Source organism: Amycolatopsis sp. NPDC089917, from assembly GCF_040684635.1.
In the GTDB taxonomy this organism is placed as follows: Bacteria; Actinomycetota; Actinomycetes; order Mycobacteriales; family Pseudonocardiaceae; genus Amycolatopsis.
The window spans coordinates 1-26,020 of the sequence record NZ_JBFBGL010000087.1; the positions used below are offsets into that span (position 1 = coordinate 1).

The following is a 26,020-nucleotide window of genomic DNA, read 5'->3' on the forward strand; positions in this document are numbered from 1 at the left end:
AAGTCCGTTAAGCCCTCCTTGAGGGACCCAGAGTCCCTCAAGGAGGCCTTCACGGACTTCTGGGGTTTTCGTGACAGGGCGCTTTGTGCTACAAAGTGGAAGTGAGCTTTGTAGTTCAGAGTGCTCGAAGGGGGAGAGTCATGGTGGACGCGTTCAGCCTCGAAGGGCTGGTGAAGCGCTTCGGCGACATCCTGGCCGTCGACGACGTCAGCGTGCGAGTCGCACCGGGGGAGGTGGTGGCGCTGCTCGGGCCGAACGGCGCGGGCAAATCCACCACGATCGACATGCTGCTGGGCCTGACCAGGCCGGACGCGGGCCAGGTCCGGGTCGCCGGGGCAGGCGCGGCCGAGGCGATGGACCGGGGGACGGTCGGCGCGATGGCGCAGAACGGGACGCTGCTCCGGGACGCCACGGTCGCCGAGCTGGTCGGCCTGTTCGCCTCGCTGCACCGGAATCCGCTGCCGATCCGCGAGGTGCTCAAGCGCGCCGGCGTCACCGAGTACGCGAACCGCCGCTGCGGGAAGCTCTCCGGCGGCGAGCAGCAGCGGGTACGGTTCGCGCTCGCGCTGGTCGGCGATCCGGATCTGCTGGTGCTCGACGAACCGACGGCGGCGATGGACGTCGACGGGCGGCGCCGGTTCTGGGCGTCGATGCGCGAGTACACCGAGACGGGCCGGACGGTCCTCTTCGCGACGCATTACCTCGCCGAGGCCGAGGACTACGCGGATCGTGTCGTGCTCATGCGGCACGGCCGGGTCGTCGCGGACGGTCCGGTCGGCGAGGTCCGGGCCGCGGTCGCCGGCCGGGTGCTGCGCGCCGTCGTCCCGAACGCCACCGAAGCGGCTCTCGCCGCGCTTCCCGGGGTCTCGCGAGCGGTCCTGCGGGCCGGGCACGCGGAGCTGAGCTGCGCGGATTCCGATCTCGCCATCCGCGGTCTGCTGCGCGAGTTCCCGCACGCCGCGAACATCGAAATCACCGCTGTGGGGCTGGAAGAAGCCTTCATCGCGCTGACCACGGACACGCCTGAGGGAGCCTTGCGATGAACCTGAACTACCTCGCGCTGGAGATCAAGCGCATCGTCCGCAGCCCCCAGTTCGCGTTGTTCACCATCGGCATGCCCCTGGCGATGTTCCTGTTGTTCGGCGGGATCTTCGGCGCCCAAGAGATCGCCCCCGGCGTCTCGACCGCGACGGTGACCATGGTGAACATGGCCGCGTACGGCGCCATGACCGCCGCGCTGTTCACCGGGACGCGGGTCGCCACCGAACGCACCGACGGCTGGCAGCGCACGTTGCGGCTCACCCCGATGCGGGCGCCCGGCTATCTGATGGTCAAGGTGTCGGCGGGCTTGTTCGTCGCGCTGCCCGTGCTGCTGGTGATCTTCGCGGCCGGGATGATCCGCGGCATCCGGCTCGAAACCGGCCAGTGGCTGACGATCTTCGGTTCGCTGTGGCTCGGGGCGCTGCCGTTCGCGGTGCTGGGCCTGATGATCGGCCTGTTCGGCAAGGGCGACACCGTCCAGGCCGTGACCGGCGCGCTGATGCTGCCGCTGGGCATGTTCGGCGGGCTGTGGATCCCGCTGCAGATCCTGCCCGGCTGGATGAACACCGCCGGGCACCTCATGCCGACGTACTGGCTCGGCGAGATCGGCCGCGCGCCGGTGCTCGGCGGTTCGGGGACGCTGATCGCCGTCGGGGTGCTCGCGGCGTGGCTCGTGGTGCCCGCGCTCGTGGTGATGGCGAGGTTCCGGCTTGACACGGCGAGACTGTGATCGCGTGTTAGCTTTCCCAGGTGGTGGAGGATGAACGGGCCGACGACGCGCGGCCGATGACGCCCGAGGAGTCGCTCGCGCTCATCGCCAGGCAGTCGGAGAAGACCCGGCGCGAGATCGGGCCGAATCCGGCCGTGCTGCTCGCCGTCTGGGGTCTGGTGTGGCTGTTCGGTTTCGGGCTCATCTACGTCTCCGCTCCACCCACCGCCCTGATGCCGATGTGGGTCGCCGCGGTGATCACCGTCGCCGGGTTCGCCGGCGCCATGGCGTACTCGGCGATCTACGGCATCCGCGCGGGCCGCGGCGTGCGCGGGCCGTCCCGGACCGTCGGGGCGATGTACGGCTGGAGCTGGATGATCGCGTTCGGCGGGCTGACGGTGGTGAACACCGCGCTGATCCGTCTCGGCCTCGACGCCGGCCTGATCCCGCTGCTGTGGTCCGGGACCTCGCTCATGCTGACCGGCCTGATGTACCTCGCGGGCGGGATGCTGTGGCAGAGCAAGCTGCAGTACGGCCTCGGCGTGTGGATCATCGCGTGCGGCGCGGCGAGCGTGCTGGCCGGGGGACCGCACAACTTCCTCGTGCTGAGCCTCGCGGGCGGCGGCGGTTTCCTGGTGGCGTCGCTGGTCTTCCTGGTGCGGTCGCGATGAGCGAAGACGGGCTGCCGCAGCTCGATCCGGTGATCCACGCGCAGGCGCGGCTGCGGGTCACCGTGGCCCTGTCGAGCCTGGGACAGGGGGACCGCATCACCTTCCCGCGGTTGCAGCAGTTGCTGGACATGACGCCGGGCAACCTGTCGACACATTTGCGCAAACTCGAAGACGCCGGCTACGTCGAGATCACCAAGGCCTTCGAACACCGCACGCCGGTGACGCTGGTCGAGCTGACCACCCGGGGCCGGGCCGCGTTCGAGGAGTACACGAAGGCCCTGCACCGTCTTCTCGAGGTACCGGGCGATGGGCGGGCATGACCGGTGGGTCATCCACCTCGACATGGACGCGTTCTACGCCTCCTGTGAACAACTGACCCGGCCGACCCTGGCGAAGCGCCCGGTCCTGGTCGGTGGCGCGGGGCCGCGCGGCGTGGTTGCCGGGGCGAGCTATCAGGCGCGCGAACACGGGATCAAGTCGGCGATGCCGATGTCGCAGGCGCGGCGGCTGCTGCCGCCCACCGGGGTGATCCTGCCGCCGCGGTTCAAACTGTACGAACTGCTGAGCACCCGGGTGTTCGATCTCGTCGCCCAGTACGCGCCCGTGCTGGAACGCATCTCCCTCGACGAGGCCTTCGCGGAACCGCCGTCACTGGCCGGGGCCTCGTCGGCGGAAGTACGGGACTTCGGTGCCCGCCTGCGGGAACACATCCGGTCCGAGATCGGCCTGGTGGCGTCGATCGGGGCGGCATCGGGGAAGCAGGTCGCGAAGGTCGCCTCGGATCTGGCGAAACCCGACGGGCTCCTGGTGGTCGACCAGGGCACCGAACGCGACTTCCTCGCGCCCCTGCCGACCAGGGTGCTGTGGGGGATCGGCCCGGTGGCTGAAGGGAAACTGCGGGCGATCGGCGTGCGGACGCTGGGCCAGCTGACCGCGCTTTCCGACGCCGACGCGGTGTCCACTTTGGGCAGTGTGGTCGGCAAGGATCTGCGGCGGCTGGCCACCGGCGTCGACGATCGCCCGGTGTCCGATCGCGCGGAACTCAAGCAGGTCAGCGCGGAGACCACCTTCGATCGAGACCTGATCGACCTGCCGAGCCTGCGACGCGAGGTCCGCGATCTCGCCGTCCACGCGCACAAACGGCTGGTGAACGCGGGGAAGGTGGCCCGGACGGTGGTGGTGAAACTGCGGGACACCGCGTTCAGCACGGTGACCCGTTCGGAGACGATGGCCACGCCCACCGACGAATTCGACCAGCTCGCCTCGATGGCGGAAAGGCTGCTGATCGACCCGACGGAGTTCGGCGGGGTCCGGCTGGCGGGTGTCGCGTTCTCCGGGCTTTCAGTGCCGCATCAGGATCCGCTGTTCACCTTGTCCGTCCCCGTTTCCGAAGCCTCGGAGACGTCGGTTTCGAAAGAACCCGCTCCGGTCGTGTTCTCGGGCTGGCGGCCCGGGGACGACGTCGTGCACGAAGAGCACGGGAGCGGCTGGGTGCAGGGCGCCGGGCACGGGCGGGTGACCGTCCGGTTCGAGACGCGGACCAGCGGGCCCGGAGTGGCGCGAACCTTCACCCAAGAGGACCCGGCCCTGCGACGCGGCGACCCCTCCGACTGCCTTTCGTGAGGCCGCGACGCGTTCCGCTCGTGACGCGATTCGGCTATTCTCCAGGGAGGAGCGCCGGGAAGCCTGGTCGGCATGGTGTTCGTCGCCCCTGAGGGAGCTCCCGTGGCCACTCAGCCTTCAGTGCCGATGCTCATGGATCGGCGGCGTACATCCTTCCTGGTGGCCGCGGGCGGGATCATGCTCTTCCTTGCCGTCTTCCTTGGGTTTTGCTTCGGTTTCACCGAGAAAGACCCCGCCGGCTGGGCGGGAAGCACCGAAGTCGTGGTCGACGTCATCCTGGCGGTCGGGCTGCTCACCGCCGCGATCGCGTGCGCCATCGCTCTCCGGCACAGCCGCAAGATAGGCGAAGCCCCGGTCGATACCTGGCTTCCCACGGAAACAGCCGTCGCGCGGGAGCCCGGATTCGAGGTACTGCCCCAGCGTTTTCACACCATGAGCCTCCTGGCCATCCCGACTTTCTGGGCCTGTGCCGTGGCGCTCGGTCTCGTGGTGTGGTTCTCGGTGGCGTTCGGTTCACCGGCACCCGCGATTCTCCCCGGCATTCCACTGGCTCTCGGGTGTGCGGGCGGTCTCTCCACCTGGGTCGGCTGGGACAGAAGAGCCAAGTCCGTGCGAAAGACCGGCTGGTACGCCGCGAAAGTCGTCGACATCGAGGTCTTCAGCGCGGACGACGGCCGCCTTCCGGTGATCTCGGTCCGACCTACGACGCCAGGTATCACGCGGGACGCCGCTGTCTCGAGGTGCGGGTTGGCGGCGAAGACGCCGCCATGGTCGTCTTGTTCGAAAACGGCCGCTTCCGGAAAGGCCTTTACCCGGTACCGGTGAAGGCCGTCGGTCCGCGTACGTTTCCGCCGAGTCCGGTGCCTCCTCGTGGCAGGGCAGGCGTTCCGAGCTGGGTCAAGCGGGTCGGGAGCTAGCAGCCGGGCGTCAGGCGAGCCATCTGCTGTCCGGCGATCAGGAACGCCCCGACCCCGTAAGCCGCCGTGTCACCGGCGCGGGCGGGACCGGGACCGGAAGCGACCGGCTGCACGTAGCCGAGGAAACCGTCCGCCCGCAAAGCCTTGGTGGACAACGCTTCCCAGGCCTTGTCGACGGTGGGCCGGTACTTGCCCGCGTCGAGGATCCCCGCGTTGACACCCCAGGCGAGCCCGAACGTGAACAACGCCGTCCCGCTGCTTTCCGGGCCGCCGTGGTTCCACGGCCGCAGCAGATCCGTGTTCCAGAAACCGTCCCGCCGTTGCAGGAACCACAGCGTGTTCGCCATCTTCTCGAAGACTCGCAGGAGTTCGGGCCGACGCGAGTCGCCGGAAGGCAGGACCTGCAACACCTTCGCCAACGCGGCGAGCGCCCAGCCGTTGCCGCGTGACCAGTAGGCGTCGCTGCCCGCGTCGCGGCGCCAAAGCCCGAGACCGTCGTCGAACAGCCTCTTTTCCGCCGAGCGGAACAACTTCCGCATCGCGGCCAGCGTCGGCTCGCTGCCGTCCATGACCCCGATCCGCGCCAGCGACGGCATCGCCATGTTCAGCGCGTCGACGTAGTCCCAGTACGCGGCGTCGCCCCGCTCGACACTGGCGACCTCGTCGGCGACCCGCTTGCGGACGTCGGCGATCACCAGGGCGTCGGGATGGAAGGAGTACAGGTCCAGGTACGCCTCGCCGGCGGCCTGGAAATCGGGGAAGAACGGCCGCGACGGATCGCTTTGCAGGAGGTACCCGTTGTCCTGCGCCCACGGAAGCGTCTTGTGGTTCGAGACGCCCGTCGTCCGCACGAGCGCGAGGTTCCCGACGTGGAAGGTCCCGTTCTGCCACGAATTCCCCGCGAGATCCGTGCCGTGGGCGACCCAGTGGTCACCTGCCGCGATCATCGACTTCGCCACGAAGCACTGTTCCGCGGCGACGGCTCCAGGGACGGCCGTCAGGCTCGCGCCCAAGGCCGCCGCGGCGAACAAGGCGATCCGGCCTCGACCCTGCCCGGCTGACGTCCACCTGATCACGCGTGTCGTCCATTTGATCACGCGAGTTCGCCTTCTGATCACGCGAGTTCCGCCTTCAAACACGCGAGTTCGCCGATACCGCAAGCCGGCCGGCGTGACTGGATGGACGACACGCGTGTCCGGACGGACGACACGCGTGACTGGATGGACGACACGCGTGATCGAGCGGCCGCATGGCGAATTCCGGGGAAACGCATGAAGCGTCCTCCTCAAGCACTTCGCGGCGGCGGTGAGCTCCCGTGCCCGGAAACCCCGGAATCGAGAATGCTGTGTGCCCTTGAGGGTGTCAAGATGCCGATGAGCGGTACGGCACAACGGTTTCCAGCAGACGACGGGACGCCGATTCCGCTCCGTCCGCGTCCTTGCCGAGCACCATCGACACCACGAGCGAGTGCGCCCCGAGCACTTCCTCGCCGGGGACCTCTTCGAGCGCCGCGACGACGGGAACGTGCAGCTGCGCGATCAAGGGGTTGCCCGACGCCCGGAGCAGAGCCGCGTGGAAAGCGCGATCGGCCTCCTGGAAAGCGCGAAGTTCGACGGCGTCGGCCATCAGCCCGTGCGCCGCGACGAGGACCGCGAGTTCGTCCGGGCAGCGGTGCCACGCGGCCATCCGCGCCGCCTGCGGCTCGATCGCCAGCCGCAGTTCGTACAGGTCCGCCAGATGCCGCGAGCGGTCCGGCCCGGCGACCCGCCAGGCGATGACGTCCGGATCGATCGCGTCCCAGTGCTCCGACGGACGCGTCCAGGTCCCGACCCGCGGCCGCGCCGTCACCATGCCCTTCGATTCCAGCACCCGCAACGCTTCCCGCACGACCGTGCGCGACGCGGAGAACCGGCGGCCGAGGTCCTCCGGCACGATCGGCCGCTCGGTCCCGAGAGCACCGGAAACGATCAGCCTGCCCAGTTCGTCGACGATCCGGGCATGCCGGGTCATACGGGCAGACCGACCCGGCGTTCCCCGCCGCGGACCTGCTGGAGCACGACGGCGATGACGAGCAGCGACCCGGTGGCCATGTTCTGCCAGAAAGGATTGACGCCGAGCCCGGACATCCCGTTGTTGAGCACGCCCAGGATGATCACCGCCAGCACGGTGCTGACGATGGATCCCTTGCCGCCCTTGAGCATCGTGCCACCGAGCGCGGCGCCGGTGACGGCCAGCAGTTCGAGCCCCTCGGAGCCGGACGTCGGCTGCCCGGACCCGGTGCGTGCGGTGATCAGCAGCCCCGCGATCGCCGCGACCACCCCGACCAGGGCGTACACGCCGATGATGTAGCGGTTGATGTTGATCCCGGCCAGCCGCGCGGCGGTGTCGTTGCCGCCGATCGCGTAGATGTTGCGGCCGATGTCGGTGTAGCGCAACAGGAAGTGCAGCACCGCCGCGACGATCAGGAACACCCACACCAGCGTCGGCAGTCCGGCGATGGACCCCTTGGCCAGGAAGATGAACAGATCGTCGGCACCGGTGTAGCCCTGCGCCTTGCCGTCCGAGATCACCTGCGCGATGCCCTTGTACGTCGCGAGCATCGCCAGCGTCGCGACCACCGGGTTGACCCGGCCGAAGATGATGATCATGCCGTTGACCAGGCCGCACACCACGCCGACGCCGATCGCGGCCAGCGTCCCGACCGCGGAACTCCCGGTCGAGGTGAACACCATCGCCGAGACCACCGACGCGAGCCCGGCCATCGAGCCGACCGAGATGTCCAGCGCGCCGAGGATGATCACCAGGGTCTGCACCAGCGACAGCAGGCCCATGATGGTGATCGCGCTGCCGATCAGCAGCAGGTTGTTGGTACGGAAGAAGTTCTCGTTCAGCGAGCTCATCAGGATCACCAGCGCGATCAGGGTGAGCAGCAGGCTCGAATTCTGCACGCCGATCGCGCTCAGCACGCGCCGGGCGGGGGAGACGCGCTCGGTCTCCGCGCCGCCGGTGGCGGACCGTTCTTCGGATTCGGTGCGCGTGGGGGTGCTCACGAGGCGATCTCCTGGTCTTCTTCGACGGCGGGTTCGGTGGCGGGGATGGCCAGGGTCAGCACGGCTTCCTCGGTCGCGTCGTCACGGCCGAGCTCGCCGGCGACCCGGCCCGCGCGCAGGACGACGATCCGGTCGGCGAGGCTCAGCACCTCGGGCAGATCCGACGAGATCACCAGCAGCGCGATGCCTTCGGCGGCGAGACCGTCGATGATCCGGTAGATCTCGGCCTTCGCCCCGACGTCCACCCCGCGCGTCGGCTCGTCGAGGATCAGCAGCTTCGGCCGCCGCGCGAGCCAGCGGGCGAGGACGGTCTTCTGCTGGTTGCCGCCGGAGAGCTTGCGGACCTCCTGCTCCATCGACGGCGTCCGCACCCGCAGTTCGCGCACGTACTCGTCGACGAGTTCGCGCTCCTTGGCCCGCCGCACCACCCGGAACCGGCGCAGCCGGTCCAGCACGGCGATGGAGACGTTGTCCCGCACGGACCGCTGCATCAGCAACGCGTCGGTCTTGCGTTCCTCCGGCGCGAACCCGATCCCCGCCTTGACCGCGTCGCCGGGAGTGCGGGCACGCAACGGTTTCCCGTCCAGTTCGACGACGCCCGAACGCACCGGCAGGTCGCCGACGATCGCGTGCGCGAGTTCCGAACGCCCGGCGCCGACCAGCCCGGCGAGACAGACGACCTCGCCCGCGCGGACCTCCAGCGAGACGTCCGTGACGTCGTCGGTGGTGACCCGGTCGAGCCGCAGCACGACCCGGCCGGTCTCCTGCGTGACCCGGCGCTCCAAAGTGGACAGATCCCGGCCGATCATCATGCGCACCAGCCGGTTCTCGTCGGTGGCGGCCGCGTCCTCCACCCCGATCAGCCTGCCGTCGCGCAGCACCGCCACGCGGTCCGCGAGCTGGAAGATCTCCTTCATCCGATGCGAGACGTAGACGACCGCCACCCCGCTGCCGCGCAGCCGCCGGATCAGCGCGAACAGCGCGTCGACCTCGTGTTCGGACAGCGACGACGTCGGCTCGTCGAACGCGATCACCTTCGGCGGTGTCTTCGCGGTGAGCACCCGCAGGATCTCGACCAGCTGCCGTTGCGCGGGCGACAGCCTGCTCCCGAGCGTCTCCGGCCGCAGCACGCCCTCGAACCCGTACTCCCGCAACGCCTCCTGCGTCATCCGGTGCAGCGTCCGCCGGTTGACCAGCCGTCCCCGCGCGGGCAGTTCGCCGACGAAGACGTTCTCCGCCAACGAAACGTGCGGGATGATCTCCGGTTCCTGGTAGATCACCCGGATCCCGGCGGCCATCGCGGCCCGCGGGTTGTCGAAGGTCACGGGGCCGCCGTCGACCAGCAGGCGCCCGTCGTCGGGTCCGTGATCGCCGGACAGCACCCGCAGGAGGGTGGACTTCCCGGCGCCGTTCTCGCCCATCAGCGCGAGGACCTCGCCGGGCCGGAAGTCCAGGGTGACGCCGTCGAGCGCCGTCACCCCGGAGAACCGTTTGCTGATCCCTTCGGCGGTCAGCGCCGCCGCGGGTTCGGATGTGGCCATGGAAACGCCTCCACGCGGGATCAGATGCAGTTGACGCCGGCCTGCTTGTAGTTGTCCTTGGTGACGATCTGGGTCTTCGCGATCGTCTCCGGGGGCAGTTCCTTGGAGTTCTTCACCTTGTCCACGAGCAGCTGGATCGCGGTGCGGCCGACCTCGGCGCCGGAGATGAACAGCGCCGACTTGTTGCCGGTGTCCTTGCCCGCGGCCCAGTCCTTGCAGGTCAGGTAGGCGCCGAGGCCGACGCCGACGATGTCGTTCGCGGCGACGCCCGAGTTCGCCAGCGCGGTCACCGCGCCGGTCTCGTTCTCGTCGTTGCAGCCCCAGACCACCCAGTGCTTGACGCCCGGGTTCGAGCCGATCACCGCGCCGGTGCGATTCTGCGCGTCCACCGGGGTGTTGTCGGTGCCGACCTCGATCACCGGGACCTGGGCACCCGCATCTTTGTCGAAAGCGGCCTTCGCCGCCGAGACGCGGTCCGAGCACACGGTCAGGTCCTGCTTGTAGGCGCTGATGATCTTGGTGTCGGCCGCGGTCCAGCCCGCCGCCTTGAACAGCTTCGCGGCTTCCTTGCCGACCGAATCGCCCATCTGCGAGCCGTTGAAGCCCACGAACGGCGACTTCGCGCCGCTGCCGTCCTTGATCACGTCGTCGGAGGCGAGGATCGGGATGCCCGCGCTCTTGGCCTTGTCGAGCACCTGCGGGCCGATGGCCTGGTCCGGGACGACGATCGCGATGCCGTTGGCGCCCTGCGCGAGCGCGGCGTCGAGTTCGGTGATCGCCTTGTTGGCGTCCTGCCCGAGGTTGACGACCTTGAGCTCGACGCCCAGTTCCTTCGCCTTCTCCTGCGCGCCCTGCGCCTGTTCGACGAAGTACTGCTGATCGCCTTGTTTCTGCAGGTAGAAGAGGGTGACCTTGCCGCTCGCGGGGGCCTGCTGCTGCGGCGCGGCGGTCTCCTTCCCGGAGGAGCAGCCGGTCAACACGACACCGGCAATCAAACAAGAACCAACAATGCGCCAGGGCAGGGACCTGTGCGAAGCTGTGGACATCGGATGCTCCCAGGACGAAGCGGAAGAGTGTGACTCGTATTACTAAACACTCTTCCGGGTGACGTCAAGGCGCGATTGAGTCACGGAAGAGGGCTGTGATCGTATAAATCCCACGTAGAAAGCCGGGTATCTCGGCGAGTAGTCATGGGGAACTTGTCCGATGTTTGTCCGATCGTTCTTGTTGACTTTGGTTGAGTGTCGCACCCGTTCGGCGTAAGGCAGGATGAACAAGACAAGTCACCCGATCGAGGGAACCGATGTTCAGCTCCCGCGCCCGTCAGACCAGTGCCCGCCGCATCGCCGCCCTTTTCGGCACAGCCCTGCTGCTCGCCGCGTGCAGCTCCGCTCCCGAGCGACAGGAGCCTCCCGCCGCGTCCGAGGCGCCGCCGCGGTCGAGCCAGGCGCCGGACGGGGCGTTCACCGTGGTCGCCACCGGTGACGTGCTGATCCACCCCGCGCTGACCGATCAGGCCAAGGAGGACGGCAAGGGCGAGATCGACTACCGGCCACTGCTGGCCGGGATCAAACCGCTGATCTCCGGGGCCGACCTCGGCATCTGCCACCTCGAGACCCCGCTCGCTCCGAAGGGCGGGCCGTACAGCGGCTATCCGTCGTTCAGCGCACCGCCCGAGATCGTCGACGCGCTCAAGGACACCGGGTACGACAACTGCTCGACGGCGTCCAACCACACGATCGACCAGGGCGCCGAGGGTGCGACGCGGACGCTCGACAAACTCGACGAGGCGGGGATCAAGCACACCGGGTCGGCGCGTTCGGCCGAAGAGGCGAAGAAGCCGCTGATCGTCGACGTCAAGGGCGTCAAGGTCGCCCAGATCTCCTTCGCCTACGGGTTCAACGGGATCAAGGTGCCCGCCGGGAAACCCTGGCTGGTCAACCAGATCGACGCCGAGGACGTGATCGCCCAGGCGAAGGCCGCGCGGAAGGCGGGCGCCCAGGTCGTCGTCGCGAGCCTGCACTGGGGCACCGAGTACCAGCACGAGGCGACCGCCGAACAGCGCTCACTGGCGAAGAAACTCCTCGGCGACGACTCGATCGACCTGATCATCGGCCACCACGCGCACGTCGTGCAGCCCTTCGAGCGGATCAACGGCAAATGGGTCGCCTACGGCCTCGGCAACAGCGTCGCCCGGCATTCGGAACCGAAGGGCTCGACCGAACAGGGCGCGGCCGTGCGGTTCCGGTTCGTGCGTGACGGCGAACGCTGGAAGGTCGACAAGGCCGAGTACGTCCCGACACTGGTCCAGCTCGGTCCGCCGATCCGGCTGCTCGACCTGACCGCCGGGCAGAGCGGCGACGCCGGCGCGGAAGCGCTGAAGGCCACCGACGAGGTCGTCCTCAGCCGGGGAGCCGGTGACCAGGGGCTGACCCGTCCCGGGCGCTGACCCGGTCGAGTCCGACAGGGGTGGGCCGGGCCGTTTCCGGCCGGCCCACCCCTGCCTTCCCGCGCCCGGTCTTCAATATCGTCGCCGCACCACCAGTTTCGCGAGGGCCGCGAGCTCGGCGCCTGGACGGGGCACCGGGTTCGAGACGGCGAGATGGTGCAGCGCGCCGGTCAGGAGCGCGTCAGCCTGCTCCTGGCTCCATGCCCGGCCACCCGCCCGTTCCACCAGCTCCGCCGCGTGGGGCACTTCCGCGGCGTCGAGGTTTTCCTTGCGGTACAAGGCATCCAGTTCTCGCCCGGCTTCGGTCCCGGAGTGGAGCGCGGCCACCACCGGCAGGGACTTCTTCCGGTGGGACAGATCCGAGTGGACCGGTTTCCCGGTCACCTCCGGATCGCCCCAGATCCCGAGCAGATCGTCGATGTGCTGGAACGCCAGCCCGAGTGCCCTCCCGTACTCGGTCAGCCGGTCGACCTGATCCTGCCTCCCTTCCCCGGCGAGCGCGCCGAGCGTGCAGGACGCCCCGAGCAACGCGCCGGTCTTCCCCTCGGCCATGCGTACGCATTCGGCGGTGTCGACGTCACCGCGTTCCTCGAACTTCAGATCCGCGCTCTGTCCCTCCAGCAGGTCGATCACGGCGGTGCTCAGCACCCGCAGCGCGGTCTGCCCGAACGGCGCCAGCACCTCGAAGGCCCGGCACAGCAAGGCGTCCCCGGCGAGGATCGCGGCGCCCGTGCCGAAGACCGTCCACGCCGTCGGGCGATGCCGCCGGGTGGTGTCGCGGTCCATCACGTCGTCGTGCAGCAGCGAGAAGTTGTGCACCATCTCGACCGCGACCCCCACCGGGACGGCGACTTCGGCGTCGCCGCCGACCGCTTGCGCCGACAATAGCGCGAGCGCGGGCCTCAAGGCCTTTCCACCGTCCGAAGTGGAGGGCCTGCCGTGCTCGTCCCACCAGCCGAAGTGGTAGCCGGCGATGAGCCGCATCGATTCGGGCAGTCCGTCGACCGCCTCGCGCAGCGCCGGGTCGAGCAGATTCCGGCTCCAGGTCAGGACTTCGCCGGCGGGCCGGGTGCCGGTACGGGTGTCGATGGTCGTCAACGGACTCCCTTTCAGTCTCGTAGTCGACGGTTTACTCAACCGGCTGGCGACCCGGTGAACCGCTGTGCTCACAATTCGCGGATACCCATTCGAGTGGGGTGAGTGCAAAGTCAACATAGCAAGCGGTAATGCCCGGACAAACAACTCGATCGGGTCTCCGAGTAGGTTCACCTGTTTGCCGGACTGGGCCGGACGCGACGGCTACCGGCGGCCGTTCGGGCTACGGAGCCGGTCGAAATGTCGGTAAAAGGTGGTCTCGGTGACGTCTCGTGGCAAGCCCTCACCCGGTCGTGAAGCCAGGCTCTCCGAGTGGTGACGCGCCTTTCCGGCGCGTGTCGGAATTCGTTTCGCGGTATGAGAAATTGGGCCGAGCCGGTGATGGTCGACCGGAGTTGTTCCGCCGCAGGAATGAATTGATTCAACCGGTCTTTTCCGTGTGCCGAACCGTGAACTAGTTTCGTCACTCATCGCACGGAGGGAGTCGAATGGGTATTTACCTGACCGGCATCGCCTGGGTCGTCGGCGCGGCGGCACTCGCGGGATTCGTCGGCTACCTCGTCCGCAAGTTCGGCTGGGACGAAGGGCGGCCCGACAACAACGACGCCGCCGGCCAGGTGTTCACCATCGTCGGCGGGCTGCACGCCGTCCTGGTCGCGTTCATCCTGATCTCCCTGTTCGACTCCGCGAGCGCCGCGCGGGAAGGTTCGTACCACGAGGCGGACAGCCTCGTCGCCGCCGTCTGGGCCGCGGATTCGCTGGGGGACGAGGTCAAGGTCGAGGTCCGGAAGCTGAGCGCGGACTACATGTCCACCGTGGAGAAGAAGGAGTGGCCCCAGATGGCGAGCGGCGGGGAGTTCGTCCCCTCCGCAGGCTGGGCGCAGCTCGACCAGTTGCGCAAGGCGGTCGACAAGGCCCCCTCGGACGACGACTGGCTCCGCGAGCGCAAGTCGGAGGCGTCCGCCCAGCTCTGGCAGGTCTACGAAGCCCGGCAGGATCGGCTCAACGCCGTCGAGGGCGGCCGGGTCGGCGGTGTCGTCTGGTTCGCGCTCATCCTCGGCAGCCTCATCTCGGTGCTGCTGCCCAACCTCTTCGGCGGCACCCGGCTGGCGGCGCATCTGGTGATCGTGTCCACCCTGGCCGGTACGGTCACCCTCCTGCTGTTCGCGATCTATCAGCTGCAGAACCCGTTCGGCGGCGGGGTACGGATCCCGCCCGACGCGTTCACCTCCGCGCTGGCAAGGCTCACTTGAGCCGGTGGGCACTGTGGACGGGGTGACGCGGGCGGCGGCGACGGCGGCCGTCGCCGGATTGGTCGGCGTGTCGGCGCTGCTGGCCCCGATGGCCGCGCGGGCCGCCGAATCCTGCCTGGTGGTGCAGGCGGAGACCGGTTCGTACGGGAAGTCGAAGCTGCGATGGCTCGATGTCGGGACTGGGGTCACGTCGCGAGTGACCCAGCCGGGGTACCGCCTCAACGCGCTCGGTTACTCGGCGACACGCGATCTGGTCTTCGGTGTCGCCGAAGGACTCAGCCGCGGCGCGCACGCGGTGACGATCGACCGTGACGGGAACACCCGGGACCTCGGTCCGATCACCCGCGCCGGGAACCGGCCGCCGTCGTGGAGTCCCGTCGCGGGAGTGACCGCCGGCGCGATCGGCGGGAATTCCTGGTACCTGCTGAGGAACGGCACGCTGTACACAGTGGACTTGACGCCGGGGGAGCGGTACCTGCGGGTGATCCGGACGGTGTTCCTGCGGCCGATCACCCTCGCCCACGACGTCAACGATTTCGCCTACCACAACGGACTGCTTTACGGCGTTTCCACCACCTGGCGCGGAAAAGGCGCCGTGATCACCATCGATCCGGCGTCCGGGAAGGTCAGCGAGGCCGACGACGCCCGGTTTCCGCCCGCCGACATCTACGGCTCCGTCGTGCTCGCCCGTGACGGCGCCCTGTACGCCACGGCGAACCGGATCGGCGGGCGCAGCGTGCTGTACCGGCTGGACCGCGACGGACAGGTGACCGAGGTGCTTTCGGGTCCGCCGCTGGCGGGTTCGGACGCCGCGGGCTGCCTCACCGCGCCCGAGGTCCCCGAGCCGCCGAAGCCGGAACCGCCCAAGCTCACTCCGACGCCCACACCGACACCCACGCCGTCGCCGTCGCCCAGTCCCAACCCGACCCCGACGCCCACACCTACCCCGACTCCCACGCCGTCCCCGTCGCTCAGTCCGACGCCGTCGCCGAGTCCGACCCCGAGTCCTACGCCGACGTCGTCGCCGAGTCCGGCGCCCTCACCGAGTCCCTCGTCCGAGGTGGTCCCGCCGCCCGCGCCCGTGCCGAAGCCGTCTCGTGGAGCCGCCCCCAAGGAGCCGAAGGCGGCGTCGAAGGCCGACTCGCACGCCCGCACGAAGGAGAAGCGGCGGTGGGGGTTGACCGCGCTGGTCCTGATCCTCGGCGGGGGAGCGGCGGCGGGCGCCGTCCGGCGGGCCCGGTGAGTCAGTACTTGAACTGGTCGACGTTCTCGCGCGTGATGAGCAGCGGGTCGCCCAGCAGCACGGTCTTCTTGTTCTCCTCGTACTTGATCGCGGGGAGTTCGAGGTTGACCTTGTTCGACGGGGCGAGGCGCTTGCCCTCGGCGATCTGCTTGCCCGCCCAGGCGGTGAGGTAGCCGAGCGATTCGACGTTCCACAGCACCGAAAGCGACGCGGAACCGTCCAGTAGGTACGGCTTGATGACCTGCGGCGTCCCGACGCCGACGGTGAAGACGCGGCCGATCTTCTGCTGCGAACGGACCGCCTCGGCGACCCCGGGCGCGGACGTCGTGCACTCGCCGACCAGGCCGGTGAGGTCCGGGTACTTGGCCATCAGGCCCTTGGCCAGGGTGGTGGCGTTCTCCTTGTTCTCGCCGGCGTAGACCGTTTCGACGAGCTGCGCATGGGGATACTCCGTAGCGGTATACGCACGCTGAACGGCGATCCAGGCGTTGAGGTTCTCGGCGGTCTCGCCGCAGGAGACGATCGCGTACTTGCCGGACCCGCCCATCTTCTTCATCAGGGCGTCGGTGAGCGATTTGCCGATGCCGTCCGGAGTCGCCTGGTTGACGAAGAGTTCGCGATCGGTGCCGGGCGCGTCGGTGTCCGAAGTGATCACATGGACGCCCTTGGCTCGCGCGTCGGTGATCGCCGGCGCGATCGCTCTGGGGTCGTTCGGGGCGATCGCGATGACGTCGACCCGCTGGTCGACGAGGCCTCGCACGATGGAGACCTGCGCCGCGGGGTCCACCGTGGCCGGACCGGTCGAGCTCCATTCGACACCGAGCTGCTTGGCCGCGGCCTGCCCGCCGGCGTTCATCGCCTCGAAGTACGGGATGCCCGCGACCTTCGGCACGAACGCGACCCGGATCGGCTTCGCCGCCATCCCCGCGGGTTCTTCGCCGCCGCAGCCGGTCAGCCCGGACACCATGCCCAAAGCGAGCACAGTGGCCACGACGAGCGTCTTCGTCGGCCCTCGCATCTCCACCCCAAAGTCACGGAACTACCTGAAAAACAGCCGATCGGTCTGCGCGCGGTGGAGACCTCCGGCGAAACTAAGGTCTTCGGTTACCCCGGTCAACCGGATGAGCGCAAAGGGTTACGTAAGTGAGTTCATCGAACTGCGACGATTACCCAGTCGCTCATCGGGTGTGACGGTGAGTGATGCGGAGACGGGGATCACTGCGCCGTGAATACGGGTGGGGGGTATATTTCCCCGCATGAACGAGACACGGCATGGAGCAAGCTGGTCGATGGCGGCGTCGGCGACCCTGCACTGCCTCACCGGTTGTGCGATCGGTGAGGTCCTCGGCATGGTGATCGGCACGGCGCTCGGCCTGCACAACGCGGGGACGATCGTGCTGTCGGTCGCGCTCGCCTTCGTCTTCGGGTACGCGCTGACCATGCGCGGCGTGCTGAAGTCGGGCCTCGCGTTCGGCGCCGCGCTCAAGGTGGCGCTGGCCGCCGACACCGTGTCGATCGCGGTCATGGAGGTCGTCGACAACGGGGTCATGGTGGTCGTGCCGGGTGCCATGGACGCCGGGCTCGGCAGCCTGCTGTTCTGGGGAGCGCTGGTGTTCTCGCTGGCCGTCGCGTTCGTCCTGACCGTGCCGGTGAACAAGTGGATGATCGGGCGCGGCCTGGGCCACGCGAAGGTCCACGCGCACCACGGCGGCCACGAAGGTCACCACGCGCACTGAGCCGGGGTGGTCGTGAGTGGTACGTGTCGTTAAGGCGGGCTGGCATTCACCGACCTGCTCTTGAGCTGCGCGAGGGTGGCGGTTCCGCGGCTTCCGGGCGCGACGATGGAGGAATTGGGACGTTCAACGTCCCAATTCCTCCATCGTCGCCAGGATGCCCGGTCGTGGACCTTGATCAACGGAGGATCCGGGACACTCAACGTCCCCGATCTTCCGTTGATCAAGGTCGTGCCCGGACGTGACCGGTGGTAGTCGAGGTGACGGGGGAAGATTCCGGACATTGAACGGCCGGAATCTTCCCCCGCCGACCACACCGGCCCCCAGCACCGGCATCACTCGACCGCCGATCACACCAGTGGGGTAGGCAAATACGAGTCCGTCAGAACGACACTTACCACTCCCGAGGCCCGGCCGAAGGGATGCCGCCGGAGGCGCTGGCTTTCGCAACCCGCCCGCGCGGCCCGAAGCGCCACTCCCGAGCGGGCATCACGCGTCAGACGGTCGAGAGGTCGATCGCCTTCTCGATCTCCTTCGGCATCAGCACTCGAAGGATGCCCTCCAGCAGGTAGTAGTCGCCGTAGGGCAACGAGACCTCGACGCCGTCCTCGGCCGGACGGTTGCGCGTGCCCCGCGCCATGATCGCCTCGGCGCGGGTGGACTTCGTGGTCAGGCAGGTGTCGCACAACGCGGTGAGGATCCGGATCGCCGCCTCGCGGTACTGCGGCCGGTTCGCGACCTTCGCCAGGTCGAGCAGGCCGCACGCCATCACGGCGCCGGCGGAGGAGTCCTTGATGTCGTGCGGCGCCTGTGGCGCGAGGTAGTCCCACACCGGCACGTTGTCGGGCGTCAGGGCGCGGAGCGCGAAGTCGGCGAGGCGCTGCGCGGTCCGAAGGAACAGCGGGTCGCCGGAACGCCGGTACATCGTGGTGAATCCGTAGATCGCCCAGGCTTGACCGCGCGACCAGCAGGACGCCGGGCTGTAGCCCTGCACGGAGTTCGGGCCGATCTCGGCGCCGGTGTCCGGGTCGAAGTCGAATACGTGCGGGGTCGAACCGTCCGGGCGCACGAAGACCCGTTCGGTGGTCTTCGCGTGCGAGATCGCGATGTCGAGGTACTTCCGGTCACCGGTCTGCTTGCTCGCGAAGGTCAGCAGGTCCAGGTTCATCATCGTGTCGACGATGACCCGCCCGGCGTTGCCCGGCGTGCCGAGCGCGCCCCACGCCCGGATGAACTTCCCCTTTTCGTTGTAGCGCCGGCTGAGCGACGCGGCGGCGTTGAGCGCGCCGGTGCGCCATTTTTCGTCGCCGGTGAGCCGCCATCCGGTCACCCAGGACGGGTAGAACAGGAATCCGAGATCGTGATCGCTCGTTTCGTACTGGCGCGGCGCCAGCTTTTCCGCGGACGCCGCCGCGAGGGTCCGGAATCGCGGATCGCCGCTGTAGATCGAGGCGAGCCACAACGTTCCCGGCCAGAAACCGCCGATCCAGCCACCTTTCGCGGAATAGGTCCATTTCTCGAACCGGGTGATCTCCGGAAAGGTCGTCACGCCGGGCGCGACGGCTCGCAGCTTGGTCACCGCGTAGTCGGCGGCCCGGCGGAAAGTCCTTGGCACGTCGGCCGCGCTGGCGGCCGGGGTGATCGCCGTCGCCGCGACGGCGGCTCCGGCAGCGGTGGTCAGCAGGGTTCGCCGGGAAACGCTCACAATGCCCGCCATTCGTCAGTGGGAAATGCGTCACGGGAGTTTCGCATGACGATTACGCGCTTGTGAAGACCATTCATGTTTGTGAATAAGAGCGCCGATCAGCGGCACATAAAAGGGCGAAGGCCCGGCGTTATGGGGTACGCCGGGCCTTCGCGATCAGGGGGTGGTGACTAGCACTTGGGCGCCACCGGCAGATCCGAACCGGTCTGCAGGTAGGTGTCGGAGATGTAGTGTCCCGGGCCGATCCGGTCCCAGATCTTGCTGGTGCCGAACTTGCCGGTGACGGTGTCACCCTCGACGTAGCATTCGATGTTGACCTTGGCGTAGTTCGCCGCGAGGCCCTTGATCGCCGCGCTCGTGCTCGCCGAGGCGCGGACGTTCATCGGGTCGCCCGCCGTGCTGACGACGCCGGTCGGGCCGGAGCCGGTCCACAGGTACGAGACGTTGACCCAGCCGTTGTCGGACATCTTCAGGCCGTCCCAGAAGGTGCCGTCCGCGAGGTCGATACCCGCCGGGTTCGCGGGCTTGCGGCCGAACTCGTCCTTGCCGCCGTTGTAGCCGTCCTGGTACGCGGCCTGCGCCTCGGGCTTGCCCTGCGGCAGGTTCTTCCACATCTGGCGGGTGGCCGACGGGTTCCAGTAGTCGTCCTTGGTGTTCCACGGGCCGACGTCCCACACCGGCGCGTACTCGCAGCGGCTGTTGTCGGTGCGGCAGATCCGCACGGTGTAGTTGCCGGTGTTCTTCGGCGCGAGACCGCGGCCCGAGGGCAGGGCGACGAAGTGGTCGCGGGACTTGATCACGTGCCCGTTGGCGGTGGTGCCGCCGACGAGACCTTCGCGGGTGCCGAAGACCTTGTACGTCAGCGGGGCCGCGGCGGCGCCGATCGCGTTGACCTGCGGACCGAGTTCACCCTGGAGGGTGATGTCGCTGACCTTCGCGGTCACGCCGTCGGTCACCGTGCGCAGCCCGACGCGGACCTGGACCGTGGAGACCGAAGTGGACAGCTGGGCCGCGCCGCCCTCGGCGGGTGTCCACTCCGTCCAGTCGTTGGCGTTGAGCTTGCCGCGGACGGCGACCTCGACCTCGGTGCCCTGCGGCGCGTCGGCGGTCACCTGGGCGGTGACGCGATTGACCGGCTTCCCGAGCTTCTGCTCGGCCAGCAGCAGGTAGCCCTGGCTGCCGATGGAGTCGGGTTTTCTGTGCCAGGCGGCGTTGTCCAGGCTGAGCACGCCGCCGTCGCTGCGGACGTTGACGTCGTCGCCATCCACAGTGGACAGATCGGCGCGCCAGGTTCCTTCAGGCGCCGCGTTCGCGGGGCCGGCGGCGAGCGCGGTGACCGCCCCCATGGCCAGCACGGCCGCCATCACACGGCGGGCCTTCACGGTCCGGACCATTCCGGTCTCCCTTCGAGCACTCTCGGTTGCTACGAAGGGAGCTTCTCCGGGGGCTGTACACGATCGATACAAACGCAAGTCGGCACCCGATCGCGGTGGGTGAACCCGCGATCAGGTGTCGACTGGTGAAAGGGTCAGGCGCTCGCGGAGTCGCCGTAGGACGCTTCGGCGGACTCCTGCAAACGCGAGGCGAGCGCGGATTCCTGTGGCCGCGCGGAGAGTTCCCGCCACAACGCCAGCGCGCGTTCCGAATAGGTCCGCGATCGCTCCGGCTGGCTCAGCGCCTCGTGCAGTTCCCCGAGCAACTGCGACACCTCGGCCTCGGAGCGGCGGTCCCCGTTGCGCCGGTGCACGCTCAGCGAATTGACCAGCAGCAGCTGCGCGTGGGCGAGATCGCCGCTGTGCAGGTACAGCTCGCCGAGGTTCTGGTTCGCGTAGCCGACGCAATGGTCGTCGCCGAGTTCGTTGAAGATCGCGATGGCGCGGTCGACCCGTTCCCGCGCGCCCGAGAGGTTGCCCTGATGCTGCCGCAACATCGCGAGCCGCTTCAGCGCGTGCGCCTCGCGATGCCGGTCCCCGATGCGCGCGGACTGTTCCAGTGCTTCGGTGAACCAGTGTTCCGCTTCGGCGAACCGGCGCCGCGTCAGCCACACCGCGCCGATCGCGATCCGCGAGACGGCCTCGCCGTGCGGATCCCCGGCCGCCGCGAACTGGTCGAGCGCCGCGTGACAGTGCTCCAGCGCGACGGTGTCCTCGCCTTTGATCCGGAGCACGGTTCCGAGCCCGGCCAGTGCGATCGCGGCTCCCCGTGCCTCGCCGACCTTGTCGAACAGCAGCTGCGACTGCTCGAACGCGACCAGGGCTTCGGCGTAACTGTCCTGGTACAGCTGTACCTGGCCGAGATTGCGCTGGATGATCGCCTCCCCGCGGACCTCGCCGGACCGGCGGGCGGCGGCCAGTGCGACGGCGTGCGTGTGCAGCCAGTCGTCCTGGTGCCCGCGCTGGTCGAAGTACGGCGCCAGCGCGGCGGCGAGCCGCCAGGCCAGCCCGTCGAAGCCGAGGTCGGCGGCCAGCGAGACGGCGGCGACGCACGTGTGCCTTTCGGCGGCGAACCACGCGGCCGGATCCTCGACCAGCTGCCCGGTCCCCGGCGGAAGGGCGGGCTGGACGGCCGTGTCGTCCCGGTAGAGCCCGAAGAAATGGATCGGCATCCGGTCCGCGGCTTCGAGCGCGAGCGCGAGATAGCCCTCCAGCACCCGTTTCGTGGCGTCGTGCGCCTTCGCCGGGATGTCCTGCGCGCGCAGTTCGGCGGCGTAACACCGCAGGAGGTCGTGCAGGCGATAGCGGGGCTCGCCGATGCCGTCGGAACCGCTGAGCTCGACGAGATGGGCGTCCACCAGCACGTCGAGGACGTCGTCCGCCTGCGCGCGGCCGAGCAGGGCCGCGACCACCCAGGTGGGGAACTGCACCGAACCGAGCCCGCCCAGACCGCGGAACGCGCTCGCCGCCGACATCGGCAGAAGGTCGTAGCTGAGCGTGACACTGGCCCGGACGGCCAGATCGCCGACACGGAGTTCGTCGAGTCTTCGTCTTTCGTCCCGCAGCCGGTCGGCCAGCACGCGCAGCGTCCAGCCCGGCCGATGCGTCAGCTTCGCCCCGGCGACCCGGATCGCCAGCGGCAGATACCCGCAGTGACGCAGGATCGCGGTCGCGGAGTCCGGCTCCGCGGCGACCCTTTCGGTGCCGACGATGCCTTCGAGCAGCTTCGCGGCTTCGGCCTCGGTCAGGAGGTCGACGTCGACCGGGGTGGCTCCCGCCAGATCCGGCATCCGCACCCGGCTGGTGATCAGCACCGCGCAGGCGCCCGCGCCGGGCAGCAGCGGCCGGACCTGTGCCGCGCTGCCGGCGTCGTCGAGGACGACGCACATCCGCAACGTCGCCAGCCGGGACCGCAGCAGCGCCGCGCGTTCGGGAAGATCACGCGGCAGCCCCGCGTCGGGGACACCCAACGCGCGGAGCAACTCGGCCAGCACGGTCATCGGCGGCCGGGGCGAGGACGACGTCCCGGCGAGATCGACGTGCAGCTGCCCGTCCGGGAAGTCCTCCCGCACGGCGTGCGCCACCCGGATCGCGACCGAGGACTTGCCGATCCCCGGCGCCCCCGAAAGCACCGCGATCGCGGGTTTCCCCTGCTCACGGCGGTTGCGGAAGAGGTCGACGAGTTCGCCGACCACTTCGTCGCGGCCGGTGAAGTCCGGCAGGTCCAGCGGGAGCTGGCAGACCGGCGCCGCCGGCCGGGTGAGCGTGACGGCCACGGCTTCCGCCGTCGTCGAGGGAGCCAGGACCAGCGAGGCCCGCAGCTCCCGCAGCCTCGGCCCCGGTTCGGTGCCGAGTTCCTCAGCCAGCACCTTCTCCGCCGTTTCGTAGGCCTCGATCGCGTCGGCCGTGCGGCCGTCGGCCCGTAACGCGACGATCAGCTGCTGCCAGAGTTCTTCGCGCAGCGGATGCTCGGTGACCAGGCCACGCAGTTCGGCGACGGCTTCGGCGGTGCGGCCGAGTTCGATCCTCGCCCGCAGCCGCTGTTCCTGGACCGCGAGCCGCAATTCCGTCAGCCGGGCGACGGTCGCGCCCCAGCCGTGGTCGTGGGGGAGGCCTTCGAGGACTTCACCGCGCCACAGCGCTTCGGCTTGGTCGAGCAGGTCGAGAGCGGATTCGGCTTCCCCGTGGCCGAGCGCGTCCTGGGCGCGGGCGACCAGCTCGCCGAACCTGATGTGGTCGATCTCCCCCGGGGTGGCTTTGAGGATGTAGCCGGACGCCCGGCTGCCGATGCGTTCCCCCAGTTCGGGATCGTGGTCGGCCAGGCGTTTGCGGAGTGAATGGACGTAGGTGCGGATGTTCGCCGCCGCGGAACGCGGAGCCGACGAGGGCCACAGGACCTCGATCAGCAGTTCCGTGGAGACGACGACGTTGGGTTGAAGCAGGAGAGCGGCGAGCAGCAGACGGGGTTTGGGACCGCCGAGCGGCACCACCTGTCCGTCCACCGCCACTTCGAGCGGACCGAGAACGCGAAACCCGAGAATAGTCACCTAAACCGCCAATACGGCAGGAGCCCCATATCCGCCGATAATATTGCCGTCCCGCCATCGTTGGCTAGATCCATTCGCATGCATGTGCAGACAGTGGCTCCGGTTTGTACGTGATGTGTACGACGCCGGTCGACGCTGACGCCATGAAGCGTTCAAGTGTCCGGCGGCTCGCCGGTTTCTTTCTCGTGCTGGCGACGGCGGGTGCCCTGGGCCTCGCCGGCGCCACTCCCGCGCTGGCCGCGGCCACCGGGACCGTGAAGACGGCGGGTGACCCGCTGAACGTGCGCCGTGCCCCGAGCACGTCTTCGACCGCGGTGCGCACGGTGGCCAACGGCGCCTCGGTGACCATCGACTGCCAGACGGCGGGGACCGAGGTCACCGGCCCCTTGGGCAAGACGACGTTGTGGGATTACGTCCCCGCGCTGGGCGGCTACATCTCGGACGGTTACGTCTACACGGGCTCGGATCAGCGGATCGCCCCCGACTGCGGGGTCGGTTCCGGCAGCGCCGAATGCTCCACCGGCGTCTGCGCCGGCGAGGGCCAGTTCCGTTCATCGGATGCTCATTTCCTGGTCTACGACAAGGACGCCGACGGCAAGTCCGCCGTGGTCGCCTACTGGCTGAAGGGTGGCGCCGGCCCGTTCTACGTCTGGGCTTCCGGCGGCAACGGCACCCATGTCGACAAGGCCGTCCCGGTCGCGAAGGGATCGTGGGTCTATTACAAGGTCTGCGTCGCCAACGCCGCCGCGAATCCCACGCTGGAAGCGTGCAGTGGCGGCATCACCGATTACGCCGCGTGAAATCCCTCCCCGTTCTTTCCCCACTTCGAAAGGTTGAATTTTCATGGGCCAGGTGAATCGGCGAGCGGTCCTTCTCGGCGGAGCCGCGGCGGTTTCGGCGGCGGCGTTGTCCTCGACGGTGCCTTCGTGGGCGAACGCGAGAACGATGGCGGCGGCGCCCGCCATCCGCGACCCGTTCCAGCTCGGGGTCGCCTCGGGTGACCCGCTGCCGGACAGTGTCGTGCTGTGGACGCGGCTCGCGCCCGCCCCGCTGAACCCCGACGGTTTCGGCGGGATGCCGGACGCTTCGTACACAGTGGACTGGGAGATCGCGAACGACCAGGCTTTCTCCTCGGTCGTGCAGAAGGGCACCGCGACCGCGGCCCGCGCTTCCGGGCACAGTGTGCACATCGAACCGGCCGGACTCGAACCGGGACGTGAATACTTTTACCGTTTCAAGACCGGCGGCTACATTTCGCCGGTCGGCCGGACCCGGACCGCTCCCGCCGCCGGAGCCACGGTCAATCAGCTGAAATACTGCTTCTCCTCCTGTCAACACTGGGAGGAGGGCTGGTACCACTCGTACAAGGGCATGGTCGCCGACAACCCGGAACTGGTGCTGTTCCTGGGCGACTACATGTACGAGAAGAAGTCCGGCCGCGCCGCCGCCGAACGGAATCCGCGCAAACTGGCCTTCACCGACGAGGTGAAGACGCTGGCGCAGTACCGCGCCCGGCACGCCCAGCACAAGACCGACGCCGACCTGCAGAACGCGCACGCGATGGCGCCGTGGATCGTGGTCTTCGACGACCACGAGGTGATGAACAACTGGAACGGCACCACCAGCCCGGCCACCGCGGACCGCAAGACCGCCGGGTTCCAGGCGTTCTACGAGAACATGCCGATCCGGTCCACGGCCAAGCCGAGCGGGGCGTCGATCCGCCTGTACCGGCAGTTCGGCTGGGGCAACCTCGCCCGGTTCCACATGCTCGACACCCGCCAGTACCGCAACGCGCAGGTGCCCGACCCCTCCGGTTCGGCGGGCCCGTCGTGCACCGACATGCGGTCGACGTCGCGCAGCATCCTGGGCACCGCGCAGGAAGCGTGGCTGCTGAAGGCGCTGGAAACGCAGCCTGCCAAGTGGGACTTCCTCGGCCAGCAGGTCTTCTTCGCCACCCGTGACGGCGACGGCAACAAGGCGACCTGTGAGAGTCCCGATTCCTGGCAGGGTTACGAGGCCTCGCGCGACCGGATCGCGAAGGGCATCGTGGATCGGAAAGTGCCCAACCCGATCGTGCTGACCGGCGACGTCCACCGGCACTGGGCGGCCGATCTGCGCCGCGACTACTTCAACCACAGCGACCCGGTGTTCGGTTCGGAACTGGTGACGACGTCGGTCACCAGCAACAGCGACACCGCGACCGACCCGTCGTCGACGTGGCTGTCGAACAACCCGCACATCAAGTACTGCCGGGGAAAGCGCGGTTACGTGCGGGTGACGGCGTCGCAAACGCAGATGCGGGCGGACTTCATGACGGTCTCGGACACCACCGAGTACGACTTCTCGAAGGTGACCCTGGCCGCGGACCGCAGCTACGTCGTGGAAGCCGGGAAGCCGGGGCTGCAGAAGGTCTAGCGGGCTGGCCGGGCTGAAAGCCGCCGAAGACGTTGATGTCCAGCAGCGAGTTGGTGCCGAGCCGGTTCGAACCGTGCACGGACACGCACGCGACC

The 26,020-nt window shown here is 68.7% G+C and carries 22 protein-coding genes; 12 read left to right on the forward strand and 10 right to left on the reverse strand.

The window, feature by feature from the left end:
• Positions 1-140 precede the first annotated feature (140 nt).
• The 6 genes from AB0N89_RS37210 to AB0N89_RS37235 all read left to right on the forward strand — a co-directional run bounded on the left by AB0N89_RS37210 (position 141) and on the right by AB0N89_RS37235 (position 4,869).
• On the forward strand, positions 141-1,043 hold the full coding sequence (locus tag AB0N89_RS37210) for an ABC transporter ATP-binding protein (RefSeq protein WP_364215122.1): 903 nt from the start codon (positions 141-143) through the stop codon (positions 1,041-1,043).
• Positions 1,040-1,771: an ABC transporter permease gene (locus AB0N89_RS37215; RefSeq protein ID WP_364215125.1), complete on the forward strand. Its 732-nt coding sequence runs from the start codon at positions 1,040-1,042 to the stop codon at positions 1,769-1,771. The genes AB0N89_RS37210 and AB0N89_RS37215 overlap by 4 nt, the downstream gene beginning before the upstream one ends.
• Positions 1,772-1,791: 20 nt before the next feature.
• Positions 1,792-2,421 (forward strand): hypothetical protein, encoded by a 630-nt coding sequence (locus tag AB0N89_RS37220; RefSeq protein WP_364215128.1) that lies wholly within the window; start codon positions 1,792-1,794, stop codon positions 2,419-2,421.
• Positions 2,418-2,741 carry a transcriptional regulator gene (locus AB0N89_RS37225; protein ID WP_364215131.1) on the forward strand — a complete coding sequence of 108 codons (324 nt, stop codon included), beginning with the start codon at positions 2,418-2,420 and terminating at the stop codon, positions 2,739-2,741. Before AB0N89_RS37220 ends, AB0N89_RS37225 begins: the two co-directional genes overlap by 4 nt.
• On the forward strand, positions 2,728-4,044 hold the full coding sequence (locus AB0N89_RS37230; RefSeq protein WP_364215134.1) for a DNA polymerase IV: 1,317 nt from the start codon (positions 2,728-2,730) through the stop codon (positions 4,042-4,044). The genes AB0N89_RS37225 and AB0N89_RS37230 overlap by 14 nt, the downstream gene beginning before the upstream one ends.
• 72 nt (positions 4,045-4,116) lie before the next feature.
• Complete coding sequence (locus tag AB0N89_RS37235; RefSeq protein ID WP_364215137.1) at positions 4,117-4,869, forward strand: hypothetical protein; 753 nt, start codon at positions 4,117-4,119, stop codon at positions 4,867-4,869.
• Between the two features lie 88 nt (positions 4,870-4,957).
• Here the strand turns inward: AB0N89_RS37235 and AB0N89_RS37240 are convergent, their stop codons facing one another.
• The 5 genes from AB0N89_RS37240 to AB0N89_RS37260 all read right to left on the reverse strand — a co-directional run bounded on the left by AB0N89_RS37240 (position 4,958) and on the right by AB0N89_RS37260 (position 10,532).
• The gene (locus AB0N89_RS37240) at positions 4,958-6,037 is read right to left on the reverse strand and encodes a glycoside hydrolase family 88 protein (RefSeq protein ID WP_364215140.1); all 1,080 of its coding nucleotides are present in this window, start codon (positions 6,035-6,037) and stop codon (positions 4,958-4,960) included.
• Positions 6,038-6,323: 286 nt separating this feature from the next.
• Positions 6,324-6,971 (reverse strand): FCD domain-containing protein, encoded by a 648-nt coding sequence (locus AB0N89_RS37245; protein ID WP_364215143.1) that lies wholly within the window; start codon positions 6,969-6,971, stop codon positions 6,324-6,326.
• Entirely contained in the window at positions 6,968-8,011 is a 1,044-nt protein-coding gene (locus AB0N89_RS37250) for an ABC transporter permease (RefSeq protein WP_364215146.1), read from the reverse strand. The genes AB0N89_RS37245 and AB0N89_RS37250 overlap by 4 nt, the downstream gene beginning before the upstream one ends.
• Positions 8,008-9,552: a sugar ABC transporter ATP-binding protein gene (locus tag AB0N89_RS37255; protein WP_364215149.1), complete on the reverse strand. Its 1,545-nt coding sequence runs from the start codon at positions 9,550-9,552 to the stop codon at positions 8,008-8,010. The genes AB0N89_RS37250 and AB0N89_RS37255 overlap by 4 nt, the downstream gene beginning before the upstream one ends.
• A 20-nt stretch (positions 9,553-9,572) precedes the next feature.
• The gene (locus AB0N89_RS37260; protein ID WP_364215152.1) at positions 9,573-10,532 is read right to left on the reverse strand and encodes a substrate-binding domain-containing protein; all 960 of its coding nucleotides are present in this window, start codon (positions 10,530-10,532) and stop codon (positions 9,573-9,575) included.
• A 323-nt stretch (positions 10,533-10,855) separates the two neighbouring features.
• Between AB0N89_RS37260 and AB0N89_RS37265 the strand changes: the two genes are divergently transcribed.
• Entirely contained in the window at positions 10,856-12,001 is a 1,146-nt protein-coding gene (locus AB0N89_RS37265; RefSeq protein WP_364215154.1) for a CapA family protein, read from the forward strand.
• Positions 12,002-12,073: 72 nt separating this feature from the next.
• On the opposite strand, the gene AB0N89_RS37270 is transcribed toward AB0N89_RS37265, so the two are convergent.
• Positions 12,074-13,099: a family 2 encapsulin nanocompartment cargo protein polyprenyl transferase gene (locus AB0N89_RS37270; RefSeq protein ID WP_364215157.1), complete on the reverse strand. Its 1,026-nt coding sequence runs from the start codon at positions 13,097-13,099 to the stop codon at positions 12,074-12,076.
• A gap of 485 nt (positions 13,100-13,584) precedes the next feature.
• Between AB0N89_RS37270 and AB0N89_RS37275 the strand changes: the two genes are divergently transcribed.
• Positions 13,585-14,349, forward strand: coding sequence for a hypothetical protein (locus AB0N89_RS37275; RefSeq protein WP_364215160.1), 765 nt, complete (start codon positions 13,585-13,587; stop codon positions 14,347-14,349).
• A 4-nt stretch (positions 14,350-14,353) separates the two neighbouring features.
• Positions 14,354-15,592: a serine protease gene (locus AB0N89_RS37280; RefSeq protein WP_364215163.1), complete on the forward strand. Its 1,239-nt coding sequence runs from the start codon at positions 14,354-14,356 to the stop codon at positions 15,590-15,592.
• A 1-nt stretch (position 15,593) separates the two neighbouring features.
• Here the strand turns inward: AB0N89_RS37280 and AB0N89_RS37285 are convergent, their stop codons facing one another.
• Positions 15,594-16,610: an autoinducer 2 ABC transporter substrate-binding protein gene (locus tag AB0N89_RS37285; RefSeq protein WP_364215166.1), complete on the reverse strand. Its 1,017-nt coding sequence runs from the start codon at positions 16,608-16,610 to the stop codon at positions 15,594-15,596.
• A gap of 238 nt (positions 16,611-16,848) precedes the next feature.
• Between AB0N89_RS37285 and AB0N89_RS37290 the strand changes: the two genes are divergently transcribed.
• Positions 16,849-17,328: a DUF4396 domain-containing protein gene (locus tag AB0N89_RS37290; protein WP_364215169.1), complete on the forward strand. Its 480-nt coding sequence runs from the start codon at positions 16,849-16,851 to the stop codon at positions 17,326-17,328.
• 493 nt (positions 17,329-17,821) lie between these two features.
• On the opposite strand, the gene AB0N89_RS37295 is transcribed toward AB0N89_RS37290, so the two are convergent.
• The 3 genes from AB0N89_RS37295 to AB0N89_RS37305 all read right to left on the reverse strand — a co-directional run bounded on the left by AB0N89_RS37295 (position 17,822) and on the right by AB0N89_RS37305 (position 23,510).
• On the reverse strand, positions 17,822-19,030 hold the full coding sequence (locus AB0N89_RS37295) for a glycoside hydrolase family 88 protein (protein WP_364215184.1): 1,209 nt from the start codon (positions 19,028-19,030) through the stop codon (positions 17,822-17,824).
• 170 nt (positions 19,031-19,200) lie between these two features.
• On the reverse strand, positions 19,201-20,424 hold the full coding sequence (locus tag AB0N89_RS37300) for a hypothetical protein (protein WP_364215172.1): 1,224 nt from the start codon (positions 20,422-20,424) through the stop codon (positions 19,201-19,203).
• A gap of 134 nt (positions 20,425-20,558) precedes the next feature.
• Entirely contained in the window at positions 20,559-23,510 is a 2,952-nt protein-coding gene (locus AB0N89_RS37305) for a BTAD domain-containing putative transcriptional regulator (RefSeq protein WP_364215175.1), read from the reverse strand.
• Positions 23,511-23,653: 143 nt separating this feature from the next.
• Here AB0N89_RS37305 and AB0N89_RS37310 point away from each other — a divergent pair, with 143 nt between their 5' ends.
• Both AB0N89_RS37310 and AB0N89_RS37315 read left to right on the forward strand, forming a co-directional pair.
• Complete coding sequence (locus AB0N89_RS37310; RefSeq protein WP_364215178.1) at positions 23,654-24,310, forward strand: hypothetical protein; 657 nt, start codon at positions 23,654-23,656, stop codon at positions 24,308-24,310.
• A 43-nt stretch (positions 24,311-24,353) separates the two neighbouring features.
• Complete coding sequence (locus tag AB0N89_RS37315) at positions 24,354-25,925, forward strand: alkaline phosphatase D family protein (RefSeq protein WP_364215181.1); 1,572 nt, start codon at positions 24,354-24,356, stop codon at positions 25,923-25,925.
• Positions 25,926-26,020 lie beyond the last annotated feature (95 nt).

Coding starts and splice junctions, on each gene's coding strand:
- AB0N89_RS37210 (WP_364215122.1), top strand. CDS start 141: ATGGTGGACGCGTTCAGCCTCGAAGGGCTGGTGAAGCGCTTCGGCGAC.
- AB0N89_RS37285 (WP_364215166.1), bottom strand. CDS start 16,610: ATGCGAGGGCCGACGAAGACGCTCGTCGTGGCCACTGTGCTCGCTTTG.
- AB0N89_RS37300 (WP_364215172.1), bottom strand. CDS start 20,424: ATGGTCCGGACCGTGAAGGCCCGCCGTGTGATGGCGGCCGTGCTGGCC.
- AB0N89_RS37275 (WP_364215160.1), top strand. CDS start 13,585: ATGGGTATTTACCTGACCGGCATCGCCTGGGTCGTCGGCGCGGCGGCA.
- AB0N89_RS37225 (WP_364215131.1), top strand. CDS start 2,418: ATGAGCGAAGACGGGCTGCCGCAGCTCGATCCGGTGATCCACGCGCAG.
- AB0N89_RS37290 (WP_364215169.1), top strand. CDS start 16,849: ATGAACGAGACACGGCATGGAGCAAGCTGGTCGATGGCGGCGTCGGCG.
- AB0N89_RS37245 (WP_364215143.1), bottom strand. CDS start 6,971: ATGACCCGGCATGCCCGGATCGTCGACGAACTGGGCAGGCTGATCGTT.
- AB0N89_RS37315 (WP_364215181.1), top strand. CDS start 24,354: ATGGGCCAGGTGAATCGGCGAGCGGTCCTTCTCGGCGGAGCCGCGGCG.
- AB0N89_RS37235 (WP_364215137.1), top strand. CDS start 4,117: ATGGTGTTCGTCGCCCCTGAGGGAGCTCCCGTGGCCACTCAGCCTTCA.
- AB0N89_RS37265 (WP_364215154.1), top strand. CDS start 10,856: ATGTTCAGCTCCCGCGCCCGTCAGACCAGTGCCCGCCGCATCGCCGCC.
- AB0N89_RS37255 (WP_364215149.1), bottom strand. CDS start 9,552: ATGGCCACATCCGAACCCGCGGCGGCGCTGACCGCCGAAGGGATCAGC.
- AB0N89_RS37230 (WP_364215134.1), top strand. CDS start 2,728: ATGGGCGGGCATGACCGGTGGGTCATCCACCTCGACATGGACGCGTTC.
- AB0N89_RS37215 (WP_364215125.1), top strand. CDS start 1,040: ATGAACCTGAACTACCTCGCGCTGGAGATCAAGCGCATCGTCCGCAGC.
- AB0N89_RS37310 (WP_364215178.1), top strand. CDS start 23,654: ATGAAGCGTTCAAGTGTCCGGCGGCTCGCCGGTTTCTTTCTCGTGCTG.